23 protein-coding genes are annotated in these 22,535 nt (G+C 36.1%); 12 read left to right on the top strand and 11 right to left on the bottom strand.

Features of this window, described 5'->3' with window-relative positions:
* Positions 1-3: 3 nt before the first annotated feature.
* The 4 genes from ACN5J7_RS08005 to ACN5J7_RS07990 all read right to left on the bottom strand — a co-directional run bounded on the left by ACN5J7_RS08005 (position 4) and on the right by ACN5J7_RS07990 (position 2,409).
* Positions 4-441: a TPM domain-containing protein gene (locus ACN5J7_RS08005; RefSeq protein WP_311939849.1), complete on the bottom strand. Its 438-nt coding sequence runs from the start codon at positions 439-441 to the stop codon at positions 4-6.
* A 6-nt stretch (positions 442-447) separates the two neighbouring features.
* On the bottom strand, positions 448-1,041 hold the full coding sequence (locus ACN5J7_RS08000) for a LemA family protein (protein WP_311939851.1): 594 nt from the start codon (positions 1,039-1,041) through the stop codon (positions 448-450).
* A 67-nt stretch (positions 1,042-1,108) separates the two neighbouring features.
* Positions 1,109-1,438: a MerR family transcriptional regulator gene (locus tag ACN5J7_RS07995; RefSeq protein WP_311939853.1), complete on the bottom strand. Its 330-nt coding sequence runs from the start codon at positions 1,436-1,438 to the stop codon at positions 1,109-1,111.
* The gene (locus tag ACN5J7_RS07990; protein ID WP_418603481.1) at positions 1,438-2,409 is read right to left on the bottom strand and encodes a M23 family metallopeptidase; all 972 of its coding nucleotides are present in this window, start codon (positions 2,407-2,409) and stop codon (positions 1,438-1,440) included. The genes ACN5J7_RS07995 and ACN5J7_RS07990 overlap by 1 nt, the downstream gene beginning before the upstream one ends.
* A gap of 220 nt (positions 2,410-2,629) precedes the next feature.
* Between ACN5J7_RS07990 and alaS the strand changes: the two genes are divergently transcribed.
* The 4 genes from alaS to ACN5J7_RS07970 all read left to right on the top strand — a co-directional run bounded on the left by alaS (position 2,630) and on the right by ACN5J7_RS07970 (position 8,435).
* A complete protein-coding gene (gene alaS / locus ACN5J7_RS07985) occupies positions 2,630-5,245 on the top strand; it encodes an alanine--tRNA ligase (RefSeq protein ID WP_418603480.1) in 2,616 nt (871 codons plus the stop codon).
* A 124-nt stretch (positions 5,246-5,369) separates the two neighbouring features.
* Positions 5,370-6,320, top strand: coding sequence for a GSCFA domain-containing protein (locus ACN5J7_RS07980; protein ID WP_311939859.1), 951 nt, complete (start codon positions 5,370-5,372; stop codon positions 6,318-6,320).
* A gap of 543 nt (positions 6,321-6,863) precedes the next feature.
* The gene (locus ACN5J7_RS07975; protein WP_311939861.1) at positions 6,864-7,478 is read left to right on the top strand and encodes a DUF4230 domain-containing protein; all 615 of its coding nucleotides are present in this window, start codon (positions 6,864-6,866) and stop codon (positions 7,476-7,478) included.
* Positions 7,479-7,487: 9 nt separating this feature from the next.
* Positions 7,488-8,435: a pyridoxal-phosphate dependent enzyme gene (locus tag ACN5J7_RS07970; protein WP_311939863.1), complete on the top strand. Its 948-nt coding sequence runs from the start codon at positions 7,488-7,490 to the stop codon at positions 8,433-8,435.
* Here the strand turns inward: ACN5J7_RS07970 and ACN5J7_RS07965 are convergent.
* Positions 8,424-8,738: a rhodanese-like domain-containing protein gene (locus ACN5J7_RS07965; protein WP_311939865.1), complete on the bottom strand. Its 315-nt coding sequence runs from the start codon at positions 8,736-8,738 to the stop codon at positions 8,424-8,426. The genes ACN5J7_RS07970 and ACN5J7_RS07965 overlap by 12 nt on opposite strands.
* Positions 8,739-8,833: 95 nt before the next feature.
* On the opposite strand from ACN5J7_RS07965, the gene ACN5J7_RS07960 reads away from it, so the two are divergent.
* Positions 8,834-9,586: an enoyl-CoA hydratase/isomerase family protein gene (locus ACN5J7_RS07960; protein WP_376717824.1), complete on the top strand. Its 753-nt coding sequence runs from the start codon at positions 8,834-8,836 to the stop codon at positions 9,584-9,586.
* A 193-nt stretch (positions 9,587-9,779) separates the two neighbouring features.
* Here the strand turns inward: ACN5J7_RS07960 and ACN5J7_RS07955 are convergent, their stop codons facing one another.
* Positions 9,780-11,567 (bottom strand): aromatic amino acid hydroxylase, encoded by a 1,788-nt coding sequence (locus ACN5J7_RS07955; RefSeq protein WP_418603479.1) that lies wholly within the window; start codon positions 11,565-11,567, stop codon positions 9,780-9,782.
* A gap of 163 nt (positions 11,568-11,730) precedes the next feature.
* Here ACN5J7_RS07955 and ACN5J7_RS07950 point away from each other — a divergent pair, with 163 nt between their 5' ends.
* Positions 11,731-12,060 (top strand): thermonuclease family protein, encoded by a 330-nt coding sequence (locus ACN5J7_RS07950; RefSeq protein ID WP_311939871.1) that lies wholly within the window; start codon positions 11,731-11,733, stop codon positions 12,058-12,060.
* A 108-nt stretch (positions 12,061-12,168) separates the two neighbouring features.
* Here the strand turns inward: ACN5J7_RS07950 and ACN5J7_RS07945 are convergent, their stop codons facing one another.
* Both ACN5J7_RS07945 and ACN5J7_RS07940 read right to left on the bottom strand, forming a co-directional pair.
* Complete coding sequence (locus tag ACN5J7_RS07945) at positions 12,169-12,714, bottom strand: DUF4136 domain-containing protein (RefSeq protein WP_311939874.1); 546 nt, start codon at positions 12,712-12,714, stop codon at positions 12,169-12,171.
* Positions 12,715-12,871: 157 nt separating this feature from the next.
* Entirely contained in the window at positions 12,872-13,039 is a 168-nt protein-coding gene (locus tag ACN5J7_RS07940) for a DUF5522 domain-containing protein (RefSeq protein ID WP_311939875.1), read from the bottom strand.
* Positions 13,040-13,157: 118 nt separating this feature from the next.
* Between ACN5J7_RS07940 and ACN5J7_RS07935 the strand changes: the two genes are divergently transcribed.
* The 4 genes from ACN5J7_RS07935 to hemL are packed head-to-tail and all read left to right on the top strand — an operon-like array spanning position 13,158 to position 16,505.
* Complete coding sequence (locus tag ACN5J7_RS07935) at positions 13,158-13,496, top strand: hypothetical protein (protein WP_311939876.1); 339 nt, start codon at positions 13,158-13,160, stop codon at positions 13,494-13,496.
* A complete protein-coding gene (locus tag ACN5J7_RS07930) occupies positions 13,486-14,397 on the top strand; it encodes a 1-aminocyclopropane-1-carboxylate deaminase/D-cysteine desulfhydrase (protein ID WP_311939878.1) in 912 nt (303 codons plus the stop codon). The genes ACN5J7_RS07935 and ACN5J7_RS07930 overlap by 11 nt, the downstream gene beginning before the upstream one ends.
* A 3-nt stretch (positions 14,398-14,400) precedes the next feature.
* The gene (locus ACN5J7_RS07925; protein ID WP_311939880.1) at positions 14,401-15,210 is read left to right on the top strand and encodes a glucosaminidase domain-containing protein; all 810 of its coding nucleotides are present in this window, start codon (positions 14,401-14,403) and stop codon (positions 15,208-15,210) included.
* An 8-nt stretch (positions 15,211-15,218) separates the two neighbouring features.
* Complete coding sequence (gene hemL, locus ACN5J7_RS07920) at positions 15,219-16,505, top strand: glutamate-1-semialdehyde 2,1-aminomutase (RefSeq protein ID WP_311939882.1); 1,287 nt, start codon at positions 15,219-15,221, stop codon at positions 16,503-16,505.
* A 105-nt stretch (positions 16,506-16,610) separates the two neighbouring features.
* On the opposite strand, the gene ACN5J7_RS07915 is transcribed toward hemL, so the two are convergent.
* From ACN5J7_RS07915 to ACN5J7_RS07905, 3 genes are all read right to left on the bottom strand, one after another.
* A complete protein-coding gene (locus ACN5J7_RS07915) occupies positions 16,611-17,072 on the bottom strand; it encodes a Spy/CpxP family protein refolding chaperone (RefSeq protein ID WP_311939885.1) in 462 nt (153 codons plus the stop codon).
* Positions 17,073-17,424: 352 nt separating this feature from the next.
* Positions 17,425-18,642, bottom strand: coding sequence for a hypothetical protein (locus tag ACN5J7_RS07910; RefSeq protein WP_418603478.1), 1,218 nt, complete (start codon positions 18,640-18,642; stop codon positions 17,425-17,427).
* A 24-nt stretch (positions 18,643-18,666) separates the two neighbouring features.
* Positions 18,667-20,175, bottom strand: a complete 1,509-nt coding sequence (locus ACN5J7_RS07905; RefSeq protein WP_418603477.1) for a hypothetical protein — start codon at positions 20,173-20,175, stop codon at positions 18,667-18,669.
* A 150-nt stretch (positions 20,176-20,325) separates the two neighbouring features.
* Here ACN5J7_RS07905 and yiaA point away from each other — a divergent pair, with 150 nt between their 5' ends.
* Positions 20,326-20,808, top strand: coding sequence for an inner membrane protein YiaA (yiaA, locus tag ACN5J7_RS07900; RefSeq protein ID WP_418603476.1), 483 nt, complete (start codon positions 20,326-20,328; stop codon positions 20,806-20,808).
* A 430-nt stretch (positions 20,809-21,238) separates the two neighbouring features.
* On the top strand, positions 21,239-22,519 hold the full coding sequence (locus tag ACN5J7_RS07895; protein ID WP_418603475.1) for a DUF2157 domain-containing protein: 1,281 nt from the start codon (positions 21,239-21,241) through the stop codon (positions 22,517-22,519).
* The last annotated feature ends 16 nt before the right edge of the window (positions 22,520-22,535 follow it).

The raw sequence follows: 22,535 nt of genomic DNA, 5'->3' as shown, positions 1-22,535 counted from the left end.
AAGTTATCCTTTTGATATTTCGTTTGAAAGTTCGTTGTTGTCGTTATGTTTCCACGGAAAATGATGGGCAAGTTCGGTACCTGCTTTTTTAACGCCCTCAACTAAGCCTTGTTTAAAATTGCCGGCTTTAAAATGCGTTTGCATGATATCTTTCGTGCTGTTCCAAAAATTATTGGGAACCACGTCGTTAATGCCTTTGTCGCCATAAATAACAAAACTTCTATCATCAACCGCAACATAAATTAAAACCCCATTTTGTAGTTTGGTGTTATCCATTTTTAAATAATGAAACACTTCCATGGCACGGGAAAACACATCGGTTTTTGAGGTTTTTTCAATATGCACACGTATTTCTCCAGAGGTTTTTGCTTCAGCAATTCTGATAGCTTCTATGATTTCCTGTTCTTCATCTACGGAAAGAAAATCTTCTATTTTAGACATGTTGTTTTAGTTTGAAAAATCTACTTTAACAGGTTGGTTGGCACCGGCTTCTGAATCAAAATATGGTTTTTCATCAAAGTTTAATATACCGGCAAGTATAGTATTTGGAAATTCATTCACATGGATATTATAAGGTTTTATAGCTTCGTTATATCGTGTTCTTGCTGTTTGAATCGTGTTTTCGGTGCTCGTTAACTCGTCTTGTAGTTTTAAGAAATTTTGATTGGCCTTTAAATCGGGGTAGCGTTCTACGGTTACCAACAAACTTTTTAATGCACCGCTCAATCCACCTTGTACTTGATTGTACTGTGCCAATTGTTCCGGTGTCACATTTGCGGGGTCTATGGTAATTGAAGTTGCCTTGGCACGTGCGTTAACTACGGCCTCTAATGTGCTTTTTTCAAAATCGGCGGCACCTTTTACCGTGTTAACCAAATTGCCTATAAGATCGTTTCGGCGTTGGTATGAGGTTTGTACATTTCCCCAAGCTTCTTTAACGCCTTCGTTTAAATTAACTGCCGTATTATTAAACCCTTTTCCCCAGGAATATAAACCAATTACAAGTATTCCTAAGATAATCCATGGTAAAAATTTCTTCATTGTTGTTGTGGTTTTTTAGTTGATTTTTTTAATGTCACTATTATAGGTTGATAATAAACCGAAAATGTTACAAATGATTTTTAATTTTAATCAATTGATTTTTTACATCTTCAAGTTTACTTATAATTTCAAAGTTGTTTAAAGTCTCTTTTTTGCCTTCTTTTAAATGGATTTTAGCGCCATCTAAAGTAAAACCGCGCTCCTTAACTAGGTGGTAAATAAGCTTTAGGTTTTTAATGTCTTCGGGTGTAAATTTACGGTTGCCTTTGGCGTTCTTTTTTGGTTTAAGCGCATCGAATTCCTTTTCCCAAAAACGAATTAATGAGGTGTTTACATTAAAAGCCTTGGCTACTTCGCCAATAGCATAATATCTCTTTTCTGGTAAATCTATATGCATTAATCTAATGATTGATTTTCTAACGAGGCGTGTTCTAGTAATTTACTGAATTCTTCAGCAGTTAAACTACCATAATAAAAGTTTATAGGATTAATGCGTGTGCCATCCTTCCAAATTTCGTAATGTAAATGTGGCGCTTCAGAGCGTCCTGTGCTACCAACAAAACCTATCAAATCGCCGCGTTTCACTTTTTGGTTTCGTTTTACATTGTACTTATACAAGTGGGCATATAAACTCATATAGCCAAAACCGTGGTCTATTCTAATATGTTTGCCATAACCGCTCGACCCTGCATCGGCACGCTTTACAATACCGTCTCCCGTGGCGTAAACAGGTGTGCCTCGTGGTGCGGTAAAATCCATGCCCCAGTGCATTTTTCTAACTTTGGTAAAGGGGTCGGATCGCATGCCGTAACCCGATGCCATACGCGTTAAATCCTCGTTGCTAACGGGTTGAATGGCTGGTATGGCAGTTAATAGTTTTTCTTTTTCTGCGGCCAAAACAGTAATTTCATCCAGCGATTTAGACTGAACCACAATTTGTTTTTGTAAAATATCCAAGCGTTTATTGGTTTCGATAATCAATTCAGAATTATCGAATCCTTCTAAATTTTTATATCTGTTAATTCCGCCAAAACCCGCTTTTCGTTGCTCTTCGGGTATGGGGTTTGCCTCAAAGTAAATACGGTAAATATTGTTGTCTCTATCGGCAACGTTGGCAAGAACCGCTTCGGCCTCGTCCATTTTTTTATTCAATAGTTCAAATTGCAACTGTGCATTTTGAAGCTCTCTTTTTAAAGCCTTTTCCTTGGGCGAATCAATATATAAATTCCCAATAAAAATAATGATGAAGGAGAACAGAAAGGCGGCTAAAAGAAAAAGTGAAATATAGGCAAATGTTTTTCTTTTTTTGCGCTCAATTTTCCGATAGGAAAGCGATTCCGGATCGTAATAAAATTTTACCTTACTCATTGTTTAAATTATACTATTTTTGCTAAAATTTAAGATGATTTATCCTCTTATAATTATAACCAAACGAACAAACCTACAAAAAAATTATCTTATGTTTTGCAATAATAATTCAACCCTAGGTTCACGCTGTCCTAAATTTAAAATAAATTTGCAGCATAAATATAAAAATTGTTTCTCATTAAAAGCAATTTAGCGGAAACAAGATTTACAAAATATGTACATGAAGTCACAAGATATTCGATCGAAATTTTTAAGTTTTTTTAAAGAAAAGAAACACAGCATTGTGCCGTCTGCACCCATGGTTTTAAAAGACGACCCCACATTAATGTTTGTAAACTCCGGTATGGCACCTTTTAAAGAGTATTTTTTAGGGCATGCACAACCAAAAAACAATAGAATTGCCGATACCCAAAAATGCCTGCGCGTTTCTGGAAAACACAACGATTTAGAAGAGGTTGGTTACGATACGTACCATCATACCTTGTTTGAAATGTTAGGAAACTGGAGCTTTGGCGATTACTTTAAAAAAGAAGCCATAGCTTGGGCCTGGGAGCTTTTAGTTGATGTTTATGGCATTGATAAAGACATATTATACGTTACCGTTTTTGAAGGAAGTGATGATGACGATAAACTCCCCATGGACACTGAAACTTACGATTTTTGGAAACAATACATTTCTGAAGACCGCATTTTAACAGGGAATAAAAAGGATAATTTCTGGGAAATGGGAGACCAAGGCCCCTGCGGACCATGCAGCGAAATCCATGTTGATATTCGCTCTGCAGATGAAAAAGCAAAAGTAAACGGGAAAGATTTGGTAAACATGGATCATCCGCAAGTGGTTGAAATATGGAATCTGGTATTCATGCAATACAACCGAAAAGCCAATGGTAGCCTTGAAAATTTGCCTGATAAGCACATTGATACCGGCATGGGCTTCGAGCGTCTTTGTATGGTGTTGCAAGGTGTGCAATCCAATTACGATACCGATGTGTTTACGCCCATAATTAGAGAAATTGAAACCATAACCAATAAAAATTACGGAAAAGACGAAAAGACCGATATTGCCATTCGTGTTATTTCAGACCACGTTCGTGCGGTAGCGTTTTCAATAGCCGATGGGCAGTTGCCAAGCAATACGGGTGCAGGTTATGTAATTCGCAGGATTTTGCGTCGTGCCGTGCGTTACGGATTTACTTTTCTCGATAAAAAAGAACCGTTTATTTACCGATTAGTTGATGTTTTAAGCAATAAAATGGGAGATGCTTTTCCGGAATTAATCGCTCAAAAACAACTCATAGAAAACGTTATTAAAGAAGAAGAACAATCCTTTTTAAGAACTTTAGACCAAGGATTGGTATTGCTAAATCGTATAGTTGACGAAACCACAGGTGATACCGTTTCTGGCGAAAAAGCTTTCGAATTGTACGATACTTACGGGTTTCCAATAGATTTAACGGCTTTAATTCTTTCTGAAAAAAACTTGAAGTTAGATGAAAAAGGTTTTAATGAACAGCTTCAAAAACAAAAAAACCGTTCGCGAGCAGCCAGCGAAATGTCTACCGATGACTGGACCATTTTAAAGGACGATGCCGTAGAAGAATTTGTTGGTTACGATACACTTGAAGCCAATGTAAAACTGACCAAATACAGAAAAGTCACTTCCAAAAAAGATGGCGATATGTATCAATTGGTTTTCAATATAACACCGTTTTACCCCGATGGTGGCGGGCAAGTTGGCGATAAGGGCTATTTAGAAGACGCCCACGGCGATGTGGTTTATATTTTAGATACAAAAAAGGAAAACAACGTTATTATCCATTTTGCCAAAAATTTGCCCAAGGATTTAAATGAAACTTTTAAAGCCGTTGTAGATGCCAAACAGCGTTACAGAACCGAGTGCAATCATACGGCTACACACTTATTGCACCAAGCTTTAAGAGAGGTTTTGGGCGAGCATGTCGAGCAAAAAGGTAGTGCTGTACATTCAAAGTATTTGCGATTCGATTTTTCTCATTTTTCAAAGTTGAGCGTGGAGCAATTACGCGATGTCGAAAATTTTGTGAATAGCCGAATTGAAGGGAAATTGCCGCTAATTGAAAAGCGAAATATCGCTAAGGAAGAAGCCCTTGCGGAAGGAGCGATGAGTTTGTTTGGCGAAAAATATGGCGATACCGTGCGTTCCGTTCGATTTGGGCAATCCATTGAGCTTTGTGGCGGAACACATGTAAAAAACACAGCGGATATATGGCATTTTAAAATCATATCGGAAGGTGCTGTGGCGGCCGGAATACGACGTATTGAAGCCATTACCAACGATGCCGTTAAAGATTATTATTCTGAAAATAATCGGGCTTATTTTGAAATGAAAGATTTGCTTAACAATGCCAAAGAACCCGTAAAAGCACTGCAGAATTTACAAGATGAAAATGCGAGCCTTAAAAAGCAAATTGAAGGGTTGTTAAAAGATAAGGCGAAAAATATAAAGGGCGAACTTAAAAACGAATTACAAGAAATAAATGGTATTCGGTTTTTAGCTAAAAAGCTGGATTTGGATGCAGCCGGTTTAAAAGATGTGGCTTTCGAGTTGGGGAGTCAGTTTGATAATCTGTTCTTATTGTTTGCCACCGAACAAAACGGAAAAGCATTATTATCCTGTTATATTTCAAAGGAATTGGTAGCCAGTAAAGGTTTAAATGCAGGACAAGTAGTAAGGGAATTGGGTAAATTTATTCAAGGCGGCGGCGGCGGTCAACCGTTTTTCGCTACAGCTGGTGGAAAGAAACCAGATGGCATTGATGAGTCTTTAGCTGAAGCTAAGAAGTTTATAGAATAAAAGTTATAACGCAGAGCTTCACAGAGTAAAAAAAACACAGAGATTCTCAGAGAATTTTAAAGATAAAGTTTCTCTGTGAGTCTTTGTGATACTCTGCGAACCTCCGTGTAATAGTTGCGAGTTTATGAAACTACAAACCAAAATAACACTTCAACCACAGCAACATAATCAAATAGATTATAAATCTAATGTCTTGTTATTGGGTTCGTGTTTTGTTGAGAATATTGGTAACAAATTAAACTATTTTAAGTTTCAGAACCTTCAAAATCCCTTTGGTATTTTATTTCAACCTTTGGCCATTGAGAAGTTAATAACCAATGCTATAAATGAAAAAGAATATTCAGGAAACGACATTTTTTTTCACAACGAGCAATGGTATTGTTTTGATGCACACTCTAAGTTAAGTAACGCTTCAAAAGAAGACTTGTTAACTGATTTAAACAAAAGAATCAAATACACAAATCAACAAATTAACGAATCCACACACATCATAATTACGTTGGGAACCGCTTGGGTTTACAGATATGTTGAAACAGATACTATCGTAGCCAATTGCCATAAAGTACCACAGAAAAAATTTTTAAAAGAATTGCTTTCGGTTGATGAAATTTCAAAATCTTTGCAGTCCATTGAGGAGCTAATTAGAAGCGTTAACAAAAAGGCATCTATTCTATTTACCGTATCTCCAGTGCGTCATTTAAAAGATGGTTTTATTGAAAACACGCAAAGCAAAGCACATTTAATTACAGCAATTCACCAAGTGGTTGGGCCAAGAAACAATCTACACTACTTTCCTTCTTTCGAAATCATGATGGACGAGCTGCGCGATTATCGTTTTTATAATGAAGATATGTTGCATCCCAACCAAACGGCCATCAATTATATTTGGGAGAAATTTCAAAGTGTTTGGATATCTAATGAAGCTTCAAAAACCATGGAAGCGGTTGATGGTATTCAAAAAGGTTTGCAACATAAACCCTTCAACCCTAATTCAGAAGCACATCTTCAGTTTCTTCAAAATTTGGAACTAAAAATAAAAGAGATTCAATCTGCACACCCAAAAATTTCATTTTAATTTAAATTCTTTTTTCAGTATTGATTCTTGTTTCTAAAAGCGAAGCGATCTAACCTCTTTTTATAAAATATACGCAATTCATCGTATTGACTTCACACTCATTTAATTGCAATTTTGGTCGTACAATTTTAAACAAACTAACCAATGAAAAACTTAAAACAATACATTCTATTATTAACAAAACCATTTGTACTTGCAATCATAATAAATACATATTGTTGTCGAGATTTAGTGATTATATGTAATGGATTACATTATTGCGCTTAATCTTTTTTTATAACATTTGGTCGAAAAATTAACTAACATATCACTTTAAGTTGTAGATTTAAACTGCTATTAATCAGTTCATATCAAAAAACATCGATTGCTATAATCATTTTAAATGGTTTGCAGTTGATGTTTTTTTTGTAAATGAGTTTCTCGGTTAACGAAGCAATATAGATTGAAAGAGTCGTTGTCGCAAAGTCGGGAACCTTAATCCAATAATGTGTTTGCTTTTAGTTAAAGTTTCTTTCCTCTTAAAAAATATTTCTAAATTAGTGCATGCGAAAAATTCTATTTGGTGTCATCATTACATTGGTCGTTTTATTCACTTTTAAATATTGTGATAAAAAAAAGGAGGACAAAATCGTGCTTCACGAAAGTTCGGCACTCATTCAAAAGCAAATCAAAAATGTGGGTAAATTAATTGTTACCGAAGGCCATTTTAGCGAAGTTTTCAACTATAAAAATTCCAAAGAGATTTTTGGCGAGTACTTTACTTCGGACAAAAAAGCATTGGTTGTTGTTAATGCCGAAGTAACCATTGCATACGATTTAAGTAAAATTGAATTTAAAATTGACGAAGCCACCAAAACACTTCAAATAATAAGTATCCCAAAAGAAGAAGTGAAAATAAATCCAGATTTGGAATATTACGATATGCAATCCGATTTTTTAAATCCGTTTGAAGCCAAAGATTATAACGCTATTAAAAATACCGTTAAAGCATCGTTGACTAAAAAAATAGAAGCATCTGATTTAAAAGCAAATGCTAAAAATAGACTGATTAGCGAGTTGTCAAAATTCTATATTTTAACCAATTCCCTGGGTTGGACATTAACGTACAATGACACGCCAATGGAATCGTTGGACAACTTTCAAAACTTAAAACTGTAATTGCCCGTTATGGATAAAGCGACTTTACAAAACGTCCACAATCGTATAAAACCGTACATTCATAAAACGCCGGTGCTAACCTCAAAATTAATAGATGACATATGTGGTGCCCATGTATTTTTTAAATGTGAAAACTTCCAAAAAATGGGTGCCTTTAAAATGCGAGGAGCCGCTAATGCTATTTTAAATTTAACCGAAGCACAGAAAATTAAAGGCGTTGTAACCCATTCGTCGGGTAATTTTGCGCAGGCCTTATCCTTGACAGCAAAACAAATAGGTGTTAAGGCTTATATTGTCATGCCCAAAAATGCACCGCAAGTAAAAAAAGATGCGGTAAAAACCTATGAAGGGATTATTTTAGAATGCGATTCAAACATCAAAGCGCGAGAAGATGAAGCTCATAGGGTTGTAATTGAAAAAGGCGCAACTTTTATTCATCCATCAAATAATGATGATGTGATTTACGGCCAAGGTACTGCGGCCATGGAATTGCTTGAAGATTACCCCGATTTGGATTATATGTTTACACCCGTTGGCGGGGGTGGTTTATTGGCAGGCACGCTTTTGGCAGCAACATATTTTTCTAAAAATTGCAAAGTAATTGCTGGCGAACCTAAAAACGTTGATGATGCTTACAGATCGTTAATATCTGGAAATATTGAAAAAAACGATACCACAAATACCATTGCAGATGGATTGAGAACCCATTTGGGCGATAGGAATTTCCCAATCATTAAAAAACATGTTGAAAAAATAATACGTGTTGAAGAAGATGAGATTATTCACTCCATGAAACTCATTTGGGAACGCATGAAAATAGTTATCGAACCATCAAGCGCCGTAGCTTTTGCCGCCGTTTTAAAACAAAAAGATGCGTTTAGAAACAAGAAAATAGGCGTTATACTTTCAGGTGGAAACGTAGATTTAAACAACCTTTCTTTTGCGCTACAGCGCTAATTTGCTATTCAGACTATACCAGCCACCGCCATTTATCGCTTCAATACCGTTGCTTTTTAAAATGGTTGCAGCACTCGCCGAACGCATACCACTTGCACAACAAGTTATTACTGGTTTATTTTGTTTTTTTATCTCTTTAATTTTAGAATTGATGCTTTGTAACGGTATGTTTTTAGACCCAGGAATAGCGCCTTGAATATACTCGCCATGTGTTCTAACATCAATAACAATAGCGCCTCTAGTTTTGAAGTCTTCAATTTTTTTCTGTTTTTTGTTGCCAAAAAGAAAGCTAAATAATCCCATGTTGTAATTTTTATTTGTACAAATATCCAATTAATTTTAAAGAAGAATGTAACATGTGTTACCAATAATTTTATATATTCAGCCAAAAGAATTTAATAATGCAACCATACGTTACTTTAACTGTAGAAGGCCAAATTGGAGTGATTGAGTTTTTCCATCCAGAACACAATGCCATGCCTAGCGATAATCTTAAAAAACTGCAAAACACTATTGTTAAAGCTGGTAACAACGATGCCGTTAAAGTTATTGTTTTAAAAAGTGGTGGCGACCGAACTTTTTGTGCCGGTGCCAGTTTTAAAGAGCTAATTGCCATTGATGATGCCAAATCCGGAAAGCAGTTTTTTTTAGGTTTTGCCAATGTTATTAACGCTATGCGAAAATGCCCAAAGTTAATTATTGGTCGTGTGCAAGGTAAAGCAGTTGGCGGCGGCGTTGGTTTGGCGGCAGCAACCGATTATTGTTTGGCAACCCAATATGCCGCCATAAAACTCAGCGAATTGAGCATTGGCATTGGGCCTTTTGTTATCGAACCAGCGGTGTCTCGAAAAATGGGGCAGACAGCTATGTCTCAAATGACGATTAATGCAGAGCAATTTTATACTGCAGAATTTGCAAAAGAAAAAGGCTTGTACGCCGATGTTTTTGATAGTGTTGAAACTTTAGACGAAGCTGTAAAAACCTTGGCCGAAAAATTGGTAGGCTATAACCCCGAAGCTTTAAAAGCAATGAAAGACGTGTTTTGGAAAGACACATCGCATTGGGACAACCTTTTGGAAGAACGTGCCAAAATGAGCGGAACACTGGTGTTAAGCGCCTTTACTAAAGAAACTTTGAAACGGTTTAAGTAAGTTGAGCATTGTTGTGTCATTCTGAACTTGTTTCAGGATCACATTAAGTTTTTAGGATATTTTTTAATTATGCGACCCTGAAATAAATTCAGGGTGACGATAAAAGTTTATCTTTTCGTCATTCCGAGGAGCACCAAAAAGTGCGACGTGGGAATCTGTTTGTCCAATAAATTGTTTTGTTGAAATCGTATTTTTAATCTAAGATATTGTTACGCCCTTCCTCCTCATAATGACCTAGGTTTTCAACAATCCCCAACCCGTCATCAATCAAATGCCCGATTTCGGGCTTGTTTTGTTTAATGGTTTCTAAATGATTTATAATGCTTTTGCACAATTTACTTTCATTTCCTATAAAAGCAAGTTCGTAAAGTTCAACAGGCAATAACCAATCGTTTGGATGGTTTTCAATAAGTTCCTCCAAAACCTTGGTTCTGGAAATGGTTTTGTTTGTGCCATTTCGGTAATCTCTCACTTGGTGATAAAGTGCTTCGAGATTGAGTAATTCTTTAGACTTTTTTACACGAATGGTTTGTGAAGAAGGCACATGGGTAATTAAATCGAAACTGTTATTATCCGCTGGTCCCGAAAATGCCGAAACAATGTCTTTGCCAACAGCCATATCGTAAATGCCCCATTCCGGTTTAAACAAAATCGTGTCGTTATGTGTAACCGTGCAGTTATTAAAACTAATCAATATGATTTTGCCTTGAAGGTTTCGTTTTCCGGTAATAATTTCACCAGAAACTTTAATGCCGCCTTCAAATTCCAGCGTAACAAGCTGTTCTTCATAAATATTGTAAGCGCTTAAATCGCGCGGACTCATATCTTCAATAGCGAGATTAATGCCTTTCAGTTTCCCAATGGGTGATCCAAAGCCTTTTAAATGTGTTTCCGTACCATGGCCAACCAACTCTTTTTCCCTGTAAGCCAAAGCGGTTTTGCCCGTGGTTTGTATGTAAATGGGCTTGCCATCGTGAGCAATAACATTACTAAACACGCCAGAAATTTGTATGCCCGTGCTCAATTCGATGGTACCCAGTGCTTGGGAATGAATGAGTTTATTAACCCCAGAAAGCCCGCCTTTACGCAGCGACATTGTGTTGGCGAATTCTTCTAAAATTAAACTTAAATGCGCAAAATCCGGTGTAACAAAAAGTTGGGGTTGCGGTTTTGTAATGTCGAAATCCTTAAAGGTGGCATCAATATTATAGGGTAGTTTTTTGACTTCATCAGTCATGCACCACGCGCTTTCGCCAATAGACGATAACAAGCCTGCACCGTAAATTTTTGGGTTTTCCAAGGTGCCGATTAAACCATATTCAACCGTCCACCAATGCAGGTTTCGTATCAGAGCCATTTCACTGGGTTCACCCATGTTTTTTTGTAAATCTTCTACTTTTTTTTCCGCGGAAGCGATATCGGATTCTTTAGAATTTGGTGCTTCTTTGATGATAGAAAGATGTCTTACGGCTTCGTACAATTCATAATCCTTTGCCGACGAAATGGCTTTACAACCAATCTCTCCAAAGCGTCGTAAATATTCGGCATATTCTGGGTTGGCGATAATGGGAGCGTGTCCTGCTCCCTCGTGAATAATATCGGGAGCCGGTGTGTATTCAATATGTTCCAATTGCCTAATATCACTGGCAATAACCAGCACGTTGTAGGCTTGAAATTCCATAAAGGCATTGGGTGGGATAAAGCCATCAACCGCTACGGCTGCCCAACCAATATCTTTTAAAATGCGGTTCATCCCGTACATATTGGGGATGCTATCAATAGAAATCCCCGTTTGTTTTAAACCGTCTAAATACGATTTGTGCGCCACTTGAGTTAAAAAATCGACATTCTTTCGCATCACATAACGCCAAACCGCTTGATTGATAGCCGAATAATCATCGTAGTTTTGCGGTTTTATAAACTGTTTTAAATGCTCCGGCAAACGATTTAAAATAGGATTTGATGTATATGAATTGGACATGGTTTCGAATTAGGTAACTTTATGTAAAAATACGAACTCTTAATAAATGGGACGCTTCTTGGTTATTAAATTTAAGGATTCTTATAGTTTTAATGGTTTAAAATGGGTTTTAGGATGAACCGTTATTAAAATGAATTTGTATCTTTCAATAAAATAAGAAAATATGTATACATACAGAGCGAAAATAATTGATGTTTACGATGGCGATACCGTAACGGCCGTGGTGGATTTGGGGTTTCTTCATTCTCAAGAAATGAAATTACGGCTTTATGGCATAGATACTCCCGAAATGAGAGGGCCGGAAAAAATTGAAGGTAAAAAGGTGCGGGATATTGTACGTGAGATGATTCTTGATAAAGAAGTTACCATCCGTACCTACAAAGATAAACAGGGTAAATACGGGCGCTATTTGGCTAATATTGTTTTGGAAGACGGGCTGGAAGTTAACCAATGGTTGGTTGATAACGGACATGCAAAACCTTATTTGCCGTAAATAAAAAAGCAACCCGTTAAAGTTGCTTTTTATTGGAATTTGGAATTTTATTTTTTTTGTCCTGATAGTTATCGGGATTAATACCTCGTGCATTTGCTCCGAAGTAGTTTATTGTTGCATTCCCGGAGGATATTTTTCCAGAATTTTAGCAACAAACTCTTTTATACGGTCGTCTTTTTTCTCCATGTTTTGCGATAAATAGCCGGTTCCCATACCTTGCCATACCAATTCTTTTTTATTGGCATCAATTAAATCTACATATAAAACACCTTCTGTTGAACGCGAAACCGAACTGGTATTATAAGTATTCCAATACCAAGGATGCCATCCCCAACCGTAGCCGTAAGGGCCAAAACCGTTATTGTAAATGTTTATTTTTTCGCGGGATTTTGTAAACAGACTCACCAATAAATCTGGGTTTTCAGATTTAGTAAAGCCTTTTGCCAAAAGTTCGGTTTCAATAGCACGAAGGATTCGGCGCTTGTCTAAATCGCTAATTTCAGCCTTATCGATACCGGTTTTGTAAAAAGCAAAGGTTTTGTAAGCGTTAAAGTTTGCATTTTTATCGTAATCGGTTGCCACTCTCACCGAGCTGCAAGAGGATACTAAAAGTAACAATGCTAAAAGTGGTAATGTTTTAAAAAGTTTTTTCATAGCCTTAATATTTAGTTTTCTTTTTTATTTCTAAAATACAAAAATTCATTTACAAATTTTGATTTTTAGGTAATATTAACATCAATAATCGTACCAAGGAAATTAAAACAAAACTGTTATGTCCATTGTTTTTTTTCTGTTTTTTAATGGCGTTTTTTTATTTCCCTGTTCTGTGCTCAGTTGATGGATTGTAACCGTATGGGCAATGTCTGCAACCGCTTTCGCAACAATAGCCACGTTTTAAATGGTATTGCTCGGTAAAACAGCGGTAGCCTTCTGGCGTTAAGTAGTAATCGCCTTCTTCAATGGGGATGATTTTCTTCATTATATGGCAAATATAGCATATATTGGAAAACCATTCCTTGAATATTCAATCAAGGTTTTTATTTATTGGTCATGTTCACGAAAGTGGAAATTGGATTGATTTTTGAGTGTAGTTGTTTATGATTTTTATTTCGAAATACTTAGTGCCAAAAGGATACACGGGATTAACCATTTTTCCTTTTGTATTTTTAAAATCGATTCGGTTTAAAACGGATTATGTTTTAATTAACCACGAGAAAATTCATTTAAAACAGCAATTGGAAATGCTTTTGATTCCGTTTTATTTGGTTTATGGATTGGAATTTTTGTTTCGATTAATTCAATATAAAAATTGGAATGTTGCTTACCGTAATATTTCTTTTGAACGCGAAGCTTACACCAACGAATTGGATTTAGATTACCTAAAACAACGTCCGTTTTGGGGATTTTTAAAGTATCTTCGCGTCAATGATTTTTAAGCTTGAACATAGTGTCAATCAACCCGTGATTTTACCACAAAACAAAGGTGTTGCGTTGTTTGTAAAACGCGAGGACAGCATACATCCTTTCGTTTCGGGCAATAAATACAGAAAGCTAAAATACAATTTTATTGAAGCCAAAAACAGAGGCCTTAAAACACTGCTCACTTTTGGTGGCGCGTATTCAAATCATATTGCCGCGGTCGCCGCAGCTGGACAAAATCAAGGCTTTAAAACTATAGGCGTTATTAGAGGCGATGAGTTGTTTAATAACATCGAAAACAACCCAACCCTAAGTTTTGCAAAACAATGCGGCATGCGGTTTAAGTTTGTATCGCGTGAAGATTATCGCAATAAAACCTCTCAAGCGTTTATCGATAATTTAAAAAAAGAATTTTCGGCGTTTTATTTAATTCCGGAAGGTGGCACCAATCCTTTGGCCATTAAAGGTTGCGAAGAAATATTAACTAAAGATGACGCAAATTTCGATTTTATATGCACATCGGTTGGAACGGGGGGCACGATTTCAGGGCTTATAAATAGTTCGGCAGCCAATCAGCAAGTTTTGGGTTTTTCGGCTTTAAAAGGTGATTTTTTAAAAGAAGATATTAGTAAATTTGTAACCAAAACCAATTGGAAACTCGTAACCGATTATCATTTTGGAGGCTATGCTAAAATAAATGAGGCGTTAATCAGTTTTATTAATGATTTTAAAAAAGATTATCAAATACCCTTAGACCCTGTTTATACAGGGAAAATGATGTTTGGAATTTACGATTTAATCGAAAAAGGGTATTTTCCAAAAGGGTCAAAAATATTAGCCATCCACACAGGGGGTTTGCAGGGCATTGCTGGAATAAATGCGATTTTAAAAAAGAAGAATTTACAAATTATTGAATAAAAAATGAAGCGGATAGTATTAATATGTTGTTTAGTAACTGTGGTTTTTAGCTGTCGTTCTAAAAAAGCGATTGTAACCAAAAAAGAAAAAAACAAAACTGAGCAGGTTGAAACTAAAGTTGAAACCACCGAAACCGAAGGTAGAGTTACGGTTACACCGCCAAAGGTTTACACCAGTAAGGTTGAAAAATATATTGATACTTATAAGGCCATTGCGCAAACCGAGATGCAATTGTACCATATTCCGGCAAGTATTACCTTGGCCCAGGGCATTTTGGAATCGGGTTCTGGTTACGGGCGACTTTCGGTGGAAGCCAACAATCATTTTGGAATAAAATGCCATGAATGGACCGGGAAAAAGATCTATCACGATGACGATAAAGAACAAGAATGTTTCCGAAAATATAAAGACGCCAAATACTCGTTTAGAGACCATTCGCTGTTTTTAACCGAGCGTAAACGCTACGCAAAACTCTTCAATCTTAAAAAAGAAGATTACAAAGGTTGGGCCAAAGGCTTAAGAGCTGCGGGTTACGCTACCGATAAAAAATATCCACAGAAATTAATCAGTTTAATTGAGCGTTACAAGTTGTACGAATACGATAAAGAAGTGTTGGGTGATGCCTATGTAAAACACGAAGAACCCATATTGAGCGATGTTGTAACCTATACCGTAACTAAAGGCGATACCCTGTATTCAATCTCAAGAAAGTATAATATTAGTGTAAAAGAACTTCAAAATATAAATGGTTTAAACGATAACACCATCAGTATTGGACAGGCATTGATTGTTAAACCATCATCAAAAAATTAATAAAACACATGAATTACAAACGTAGTAGCGCTTTGTTTGCGCAAGCTGAAACCGTTATCCCTGGAGGTGTAAATTCGCCCGTACGTGCTTTTAAAGCCGTTGGAGGAACACCCATTTTTGTAAAAGAAGCCAAAGGCGCGTATTTGTACGACGAAGACGGCAACAAGTTAATCGATTATATAAATTCGTGGGGTCCCATGATTTTAGGTCACGCCCACAAACCGGTTGTAAATGCGGTAATTGATAAAGCCAAAAAAGGAACCTCGTTTGGCATGCCAACCGAAATTGAAACCAAAATCGCCCAATTAGCGGTTTCCATGGTGCCAAATATCGATAAAATCAGGTTTGTAAATTCGGGTACCGAAGCCTGTATGAGTGCGGTGCGTTTGGCACGAGGTTATACGGGAAAAGATAAAATCATAAAATTTGCGGGCTGCTACCATGGGCATTCCGATTCGTTTTTAATCCAAGCGGGTAGTGGTGCGGTAACTTTTGGGTCGCCAAATAGTCCGGGAGTAACACAAGGCACAGCAAAAGACACGTTGTTGGCTCGTTATAACGATATTGAAAATGTAACTGAATTAATTGAAGCCAACAACAACGAAATAGCCTGTATTATTATTGAGCCCGTTGCAGGTAATATGGGCTGTATTCCACCAAAAGAAGGTTTTTTACAAGCGTTGCGTGATGTATGCGATGCTCATAATATCCTTTTGATTTTTGATGAAGTGATGACGGGTTTCCGATTGGCAAAAGGTGGCGCCCAAGAACTGTTTAATATCAATGCCGATATTGTTTGCTTCGGAAAAGTAATTGGTGGCGGATTACCCGTTGGTGCTTTTGCGGCACGAAACGAGATTATGAATCATTTGGCACCATTGGGTCCCGTGTATCAAGCGGGGACTTTAAGTGGTAACCCGTTGGCTATGGCTGCAGGATTAGCGATGTTAAATGAATTGGATAATGACGCTGAAATTTTTAACCGTTTAGCTGAAAAAACAGCGTATTTGCACGAAGGCATAGCCAAAGTTTTAAATGAAAATAACATTGTGCATACCATAAATAGAGTGGGTTCGATGATTTCGGTACACTTTGATGAGGGTGAGGTTGTAGATTTTGAAACTGCTGCGAAAGGCAATAACGATACCTTTAAAAAGTTTTTCCACGGTTTGCTTAACGAAGGGGTTTACATTGCGCCAAGTGCTTTTGAAACCTGGTTTATTACCGATGCTTTAACTTATGAGGATTTGGATTTTACTATTGCTGCGGTTAATACGGTTGCGGAAACACTGTAATTCAAATCGAGATTTAATTGGTGTTCAAAAAAACAAAACGCATTTCTGAATTCAGAAATGCGTTTTTCATCAACCAAACTATAATCAACTAACCAACCAAAAAAGTTATTGTTGTTTTTTCTTGCCGTGTCCTTTTTTACGGTATTTGTTTTTGTGCATTTTTTTTGCTTGCCCTTTTTCCCATTTAGCGTATTGCTCGTTATTTAAAATGTCTTTCATTTTTGCTTTCATCGCTATTTGATGGTCCAATTTTGCATTCATCATCGCATAACGCTCCTCTTTTGTTGGCTTTTCGGCATTACCACTTTCCTTTTTTGCTTTACGCGCTTCCATCATCGCTTTTCTTTTTGTAGCGTTCTCCAAATTAATTTTCTGGATTTTGGCTTGCTGCGATTCGTTTAAATCTAAATGCAAGGTCATTTTTTTGGTTTGCAGTGTCGCTATTTCTTCGGGAGAAAGCATTATCATTTTATCGCCTCTTTCTTTGTTGGCGTGCTCTCTTTTTTGTTCTTGCGCTGTGGCTTGCAATGCTAATAAAGCGACGGCGATTATTGCTATTTTTTTCATTTTTATTATGTTTTGAGTTATTTGTAGTTAGGACTAAAACAAAACAAAAAGGTTTAATAGGCTTCTTTTAATTAACGTGATGTTAACATATTTTGGTTGTTGATTACTTGGCTTGAGCAAAGGTTTTGGCGTATAGGCCCCGCGTTAGGGATTGTTGTCCTTCGACAAGCTCAGGATAAACTCATCCTTTTTTTGAGGGAAACAAGACGTATTTTGCTGTAAACTGGAATTTAACAGATTGCCATACTTCGACTACGCTCAGCACAGGCTAACTCGCTCCTCGCAATGACACAAAAAAAGATATAGCGGAAAGCCCGACCCGCAGTGGAACGCCCAAATAAAAAAGAATATATTATTTAAAAACAGGAATGCTTAAGCTAATGCCTGTTTGTAAATCGGGAGCATTATTTACTAAAAAGTCTTCTTTAAAAAACAATGATAATTTAAAGGTTGGGCGGCCGTAAACATAAATAAACGACCAATTGGATTGTGCTCTGTAAAGTGTAGAAATACCATGCTGCCAACCCCCGTTTATCTCTTCCCATTTGCCTAAAAGCTTGTAATAATCGGCTTCTTTTTGCTTGTTATATCGGGATTGGATTTGATAATTTACGCCAAAAGCGTGGTAGTTTCCTTTTTCGGTGTATTTTGTAAATTCGATGTGGGATTCAATGGTTGCCAGAAATTTGTTGTTTCCCAAATCCATAACGTCGTCAAAATTAATAATATTTTTACGAAGCAAATTCATTCCAACGCCCACATTAAATTCATTGTTACTTTTAAGCGTCAATTTTTTAATGGCACTTGCCGATACACCGACATCTATGGACCGATTGAATGGCGACGTATTAATCCCTAAATGATGCCCTAGGCTTATAAAAATATTTTTGGTGCTGTTTATTTTTAATGATGGATAAAAGTAGTGGCTAAACTCAATACCGGCCAAAAAGAAGTCATTATCGTGTAACTCTAGAGTCCTTCCGTTTCTATCGGTGTATTTAAAATTCACTTGATTTAATCCGTAATAACGTCTTCCGTAAGGGTCTTCGCCACCAGAAATATGGCTGTGAAACCACTCAATAGTTTCATCGCTGGTAAAAAAAGAAAAAAACGGTTTGCCTTTGGTAATTAAATAAGACCGCAATGAAATTCCTAGCTCGTGGTGTTTGTCTAAAGGGATATTAATGCCAAGTCTAAATTCTTTAATAACGGCATCAATAACAATATTCATGTAATCGGCCGGTGTTGTTTGCTGATCGATAAAATTAAAACTCCGGTCGTGCCAAATAACTTGACTGAGTCTTCTTCGGACTTCGGGGTTTTTGGGCAAGTAAGCTTCAACAAAAGGATGGAAATTGTTGCCACTTGAGGCATTTACGCGAATGGTTGTGGTTTTTGGTGGAGCTATTTTGAAGTTTTGATGAATGCGCGAACTGAATATTCCAAAATGATGTGTCGACAAAATATTGGGGTTATCAACACCATTTTTAAGTGATAAACTATCTTTTTGCTGCCCAGATAAACCAGACATGCTTAAAAATAGCGTTAAAACATAGAATAATCTTGCCATCAATACATGTATGAAAGTTTATTGTTAAATCGGTTTCACATTTTCAATTAAGGTTAAGGTCGTGTTATATAAGGGTTTGTTTTCCATTTTGCTTTTTAACCAAGCGTAGAAACTCATTACAAAAATGTCTTCGCGCTGGTTGTCAATCCACTCAAAAGATTTTTCAACTTTATCTTTAAAAGCTTTTGAAGTTATCTTTTCCGGATTTTTATAGCAATCTTCAACAAGACTTAAATAAGTTAGTACGCGTTGTTGGTTAATTCCTTTCAAATAATTGCGGTGGCTTCTTTTAAAACTCAACAACCGCGATTCAACTAAATCAATGTTTTTAAGTTCAATATGAAGCAATATTTCTATCAAATGCTTTTTGATAACCCAGTCTTTTCCGGCTTTTTCAGTGTACCAATTATCGGTATGATAAAATTTAGAAAAAAGTGTGTATGCTTTTTTCAACTCGTTTTTTTGAAAATAAAACATAATTAAACTTAACCTCATATCCAATAAAGTTTCAATGTCTGCATGTTTAATGGTTGCCAACGGTGTTAATACATCTACGGCTTCATCGGGTTTGTTGGTATAGTTTAAATTAAGGCTTAAAAGCAAATGGTATTTAAGTTTAAAGGTGTTGTAGTGCTTTTTTTGTTTCTCCTTCATGTGTTCGTGCATTAATTCCAAATACTGCATAGATGCGTTGAATTTTTTATTTCGGAACAAGGTGTTGGCTATAAAATAAAGAATTTGAATGTGGTAATACAACTGTTTTTCACGGTCTTTATGTGCAATTATAGATTGATATGTGTTGATTAAAAAAGGTTCTATTTTTAAATAATCGTTGGTAACAAATGCCGAATAACTGTTAATGGCGACCAATTGATACAACGATTTAAACGACATGGAATCGGTTAAACTAATGCGGTGCTCCTTTAATGTGTTGTTTAAAATGGTTTCAAAATCCACCACATCGCCTTTAAAAGTCATGTTATGAAGCGTTTGTCGGATTTTTGCATAAACGATATTGAGTTGGTCTTCGAGTTGATGGTTTTTTTGATTGCTTTTGAATTTTGAAATAAGCTGATTCATATCTACCGAGGGATTCGCATAAGCATATTGGATTTTGGTATGGTAAATTTCGTTTAACAACGGAAACAAATGATGCTCGTTGGCCAATATTTCGGCTTTGTCTAAAATTTTATAAGCCACTTTGTATTGTTTGTGTTGTAAACAGGTACGCGACGCCAATATGTATTTAATAATTTGCATGTCCACCGCTTTTTCATCTTGCAAGCTCGCATTGGCAATAAAATCGATGATGGATTGATACAAACGTTTTCTCAAAGCGTGATACGCCCCTTTTTTATGGTTGCCATAAAGTTTAAAACACAGGTCTTCCGAGTTTAAATCGTCATTTACCAAATACTTAAATAGCTGAACGTTTTTAGTATCGTTGCGTTTGTTCTTTTTTTCTAAATAGCTTACAAAACGCTGTTGGTCTTCATTGGAAAAGGTAGAGATAATGGTGTTTAAATCATTCATTTAATCGTCATTAAAATATTTTAGATATCAATAAATATAGTTGTTTTATAATTAATTTTAAAAAATATATCGTTAGTTTTATTCAAAAGTAGTGTTTCATACCATCTTAAAGTTTAGCAGTTTTGTACGGTAATCATTAAAACAATAATTATGAATTATGAAACAACGGTGTCTTTGGATGAGAAATCTAAAAAATCAGACACTAAAAAAGAGATTAAAATTTACGACCAGAAACCAACAGCGGCATTTATTGGTGCCTCATGGACAGCATTGTTAATAGGAATGACCTCGTATTGCATTGGCCTTTGGAATGCCGAAATGCAACTAAACGAAAAAGGCTATTATTTTACTATATTGTTGTTTGGGTTGTTCTCGGTAATTTCAGTTCAAAAAGCGGTGCGCGATAAGTTGGAGGACATTCCCGTAACCGATATTTATTACAGTATCAGTTGGTTTACAACGGTAACTTCCATCGTGTTGTTGGTTATCGGACTTTGGAATGCCGATTTGCTTTTAAGCGAAAAAGGCTTTTACGGCATGTCTTTTCTGTTGAGTTTATTTGCAGCCATTGCGGTGCAAAAAAACACACGGGATGTGCAGTATCTTGATAGAGGTTGCATTGAGGAAAAATAGACGTTGAAACAAAAAATCAAAACAAAAACACAAAGGCTTGTTTTGATGGTTGGTTAGTTAACCCAAAACCCCGTGGTTTATGGCTGCGGGGTTTTAAAACAGTTTACCATGAAAAAAAAATATAATATCGATAAAGTAATCTTTTGCGTGAGTGTAATTACTTCAGCATTTTTACTTTTTATTTATCTTAATTCAACGGTTTTTAAATTAAACTTTGTGTTAATAGGTGTTTTTCAAGAATTGCTTACAATTCCAAGTATTTTGGCTCAGCCCATACTTTTGTTTTTATCTTTAAGACGATTAATCAGAATAAAATTCAAAGTGAAATCGTATGTGTTTTGTGCATCAATTGTATCTTTAATAACCACGATATTAACTTTTGGAAGTTTCATTATAGCTAAATTACCATCAGTTTTTTAAATGAATAATTATGAATTCAAAAATCCAAAACGATATAAACGAACTTGTTGAAGCCCGGGTTATTTCAACCGAAGTGGCTGCCAACATCGAAACCTATTATAAATCCAAAAAGGGCGATACACCAAACCGGTTATTTACGGTGTTTGCGGTATTGGGCTCCACATTGGTTGGTCTCGGAATTATTTTAATTTTGGCGCATAATTGGGATCATTTTTCCAGAGGCATAAAAACCATGTTTGCCTTTGCGCCATTGCTTATCGGACAGTTTTTTGTGGGCTATTCCATTTTAAAAAAGAAAAGTGCTACATGGAAAGAGGCTTCGGGCGTATTCTTGTTTTTTGCGGTTGGGGCTAGTATGGCATTGGTAAGCCAGATTTACAACATTCCGGGGAATTTTAGCAGTTATATGCTAACTTGGATTTTGCTTTGCTCACCTCTAATTTATCTGTTAAAATCTCATGCCTTAGCTGTTTTGCATGTAGTTTTCGCAACCAATTACGCCTGTGCTTTTGGGTATTTTGATGGTAACCAAACGCCATGGATTTACCTAATATTAGTCGCTGTAGTCATGCCACATTATTATAAATTACTTAATGAAAAGAAAACGCACAATATCACTTCCATTTTTAATTGGCTTTTACCTTTAAGTGCTGTTATTGTATTGGGAGCTTTTGTTGATGGAAGCGGAGAATTCGGGTTTTTAATGTATGTTATTTTATTCGGATTGCTGTATAATATCGGGAAATTGCCATATTTCGATAATCAAATATTAAGACCAAACGGCTATCTGATTTTAGGTTCCTTGGGCACCATATACATGTTATTATTAACCAGTTTTGAGTGGTTATGGCAGGATATTTTAAGGGACGATATGGAATTGGGCACTCAAGGGTTTTATGTGTCCGTTGTCCTTTTCTTGATAACCTTGGGCGTTTTAATCTATTCATATTCAAAAAAATGGATTCAAAATTTCAATCTATTTCAATATGTATTTATCATGTTTACGGTCATCTTTTTTATGGGAATGTCCGGTAATTTCATTTCAATACTATTAATCAACCTGCTCATTCTAGCTTTAGGAATTATCGCCATAAAAATTGGCGCCGATAAACTTCATTTTGGTATTTTAAATTACGGCTTACTAATCATCACAGCGCTTATTGTATGTCGTTTTTTCGATACGAACATGAGTTTTGTTATTCGCGGCTTGCTATTTGTAAGCGTTGGCGTTGGTTTCTTTTTAACCAATTATTTGATGCTTAAAAGACAGAAATCGAAGCAAATTAAATGATGAGGTTATTGAAAAA

The sequence above is a fragment of the Hwangdonia sp. genome (genome assembly GCF_048381975.1).
GTDB classification, from domain to species: domain Bacteria; phylum Bacteroidota; class Bacteroidia; order Flavobacteriales; family Flavobacteriaceae; genus Hwangdonia; species Hwangdonia seohaensis.
This window is presented reverse-complemented; position numbering and strand designations above follow the sequence as displayed.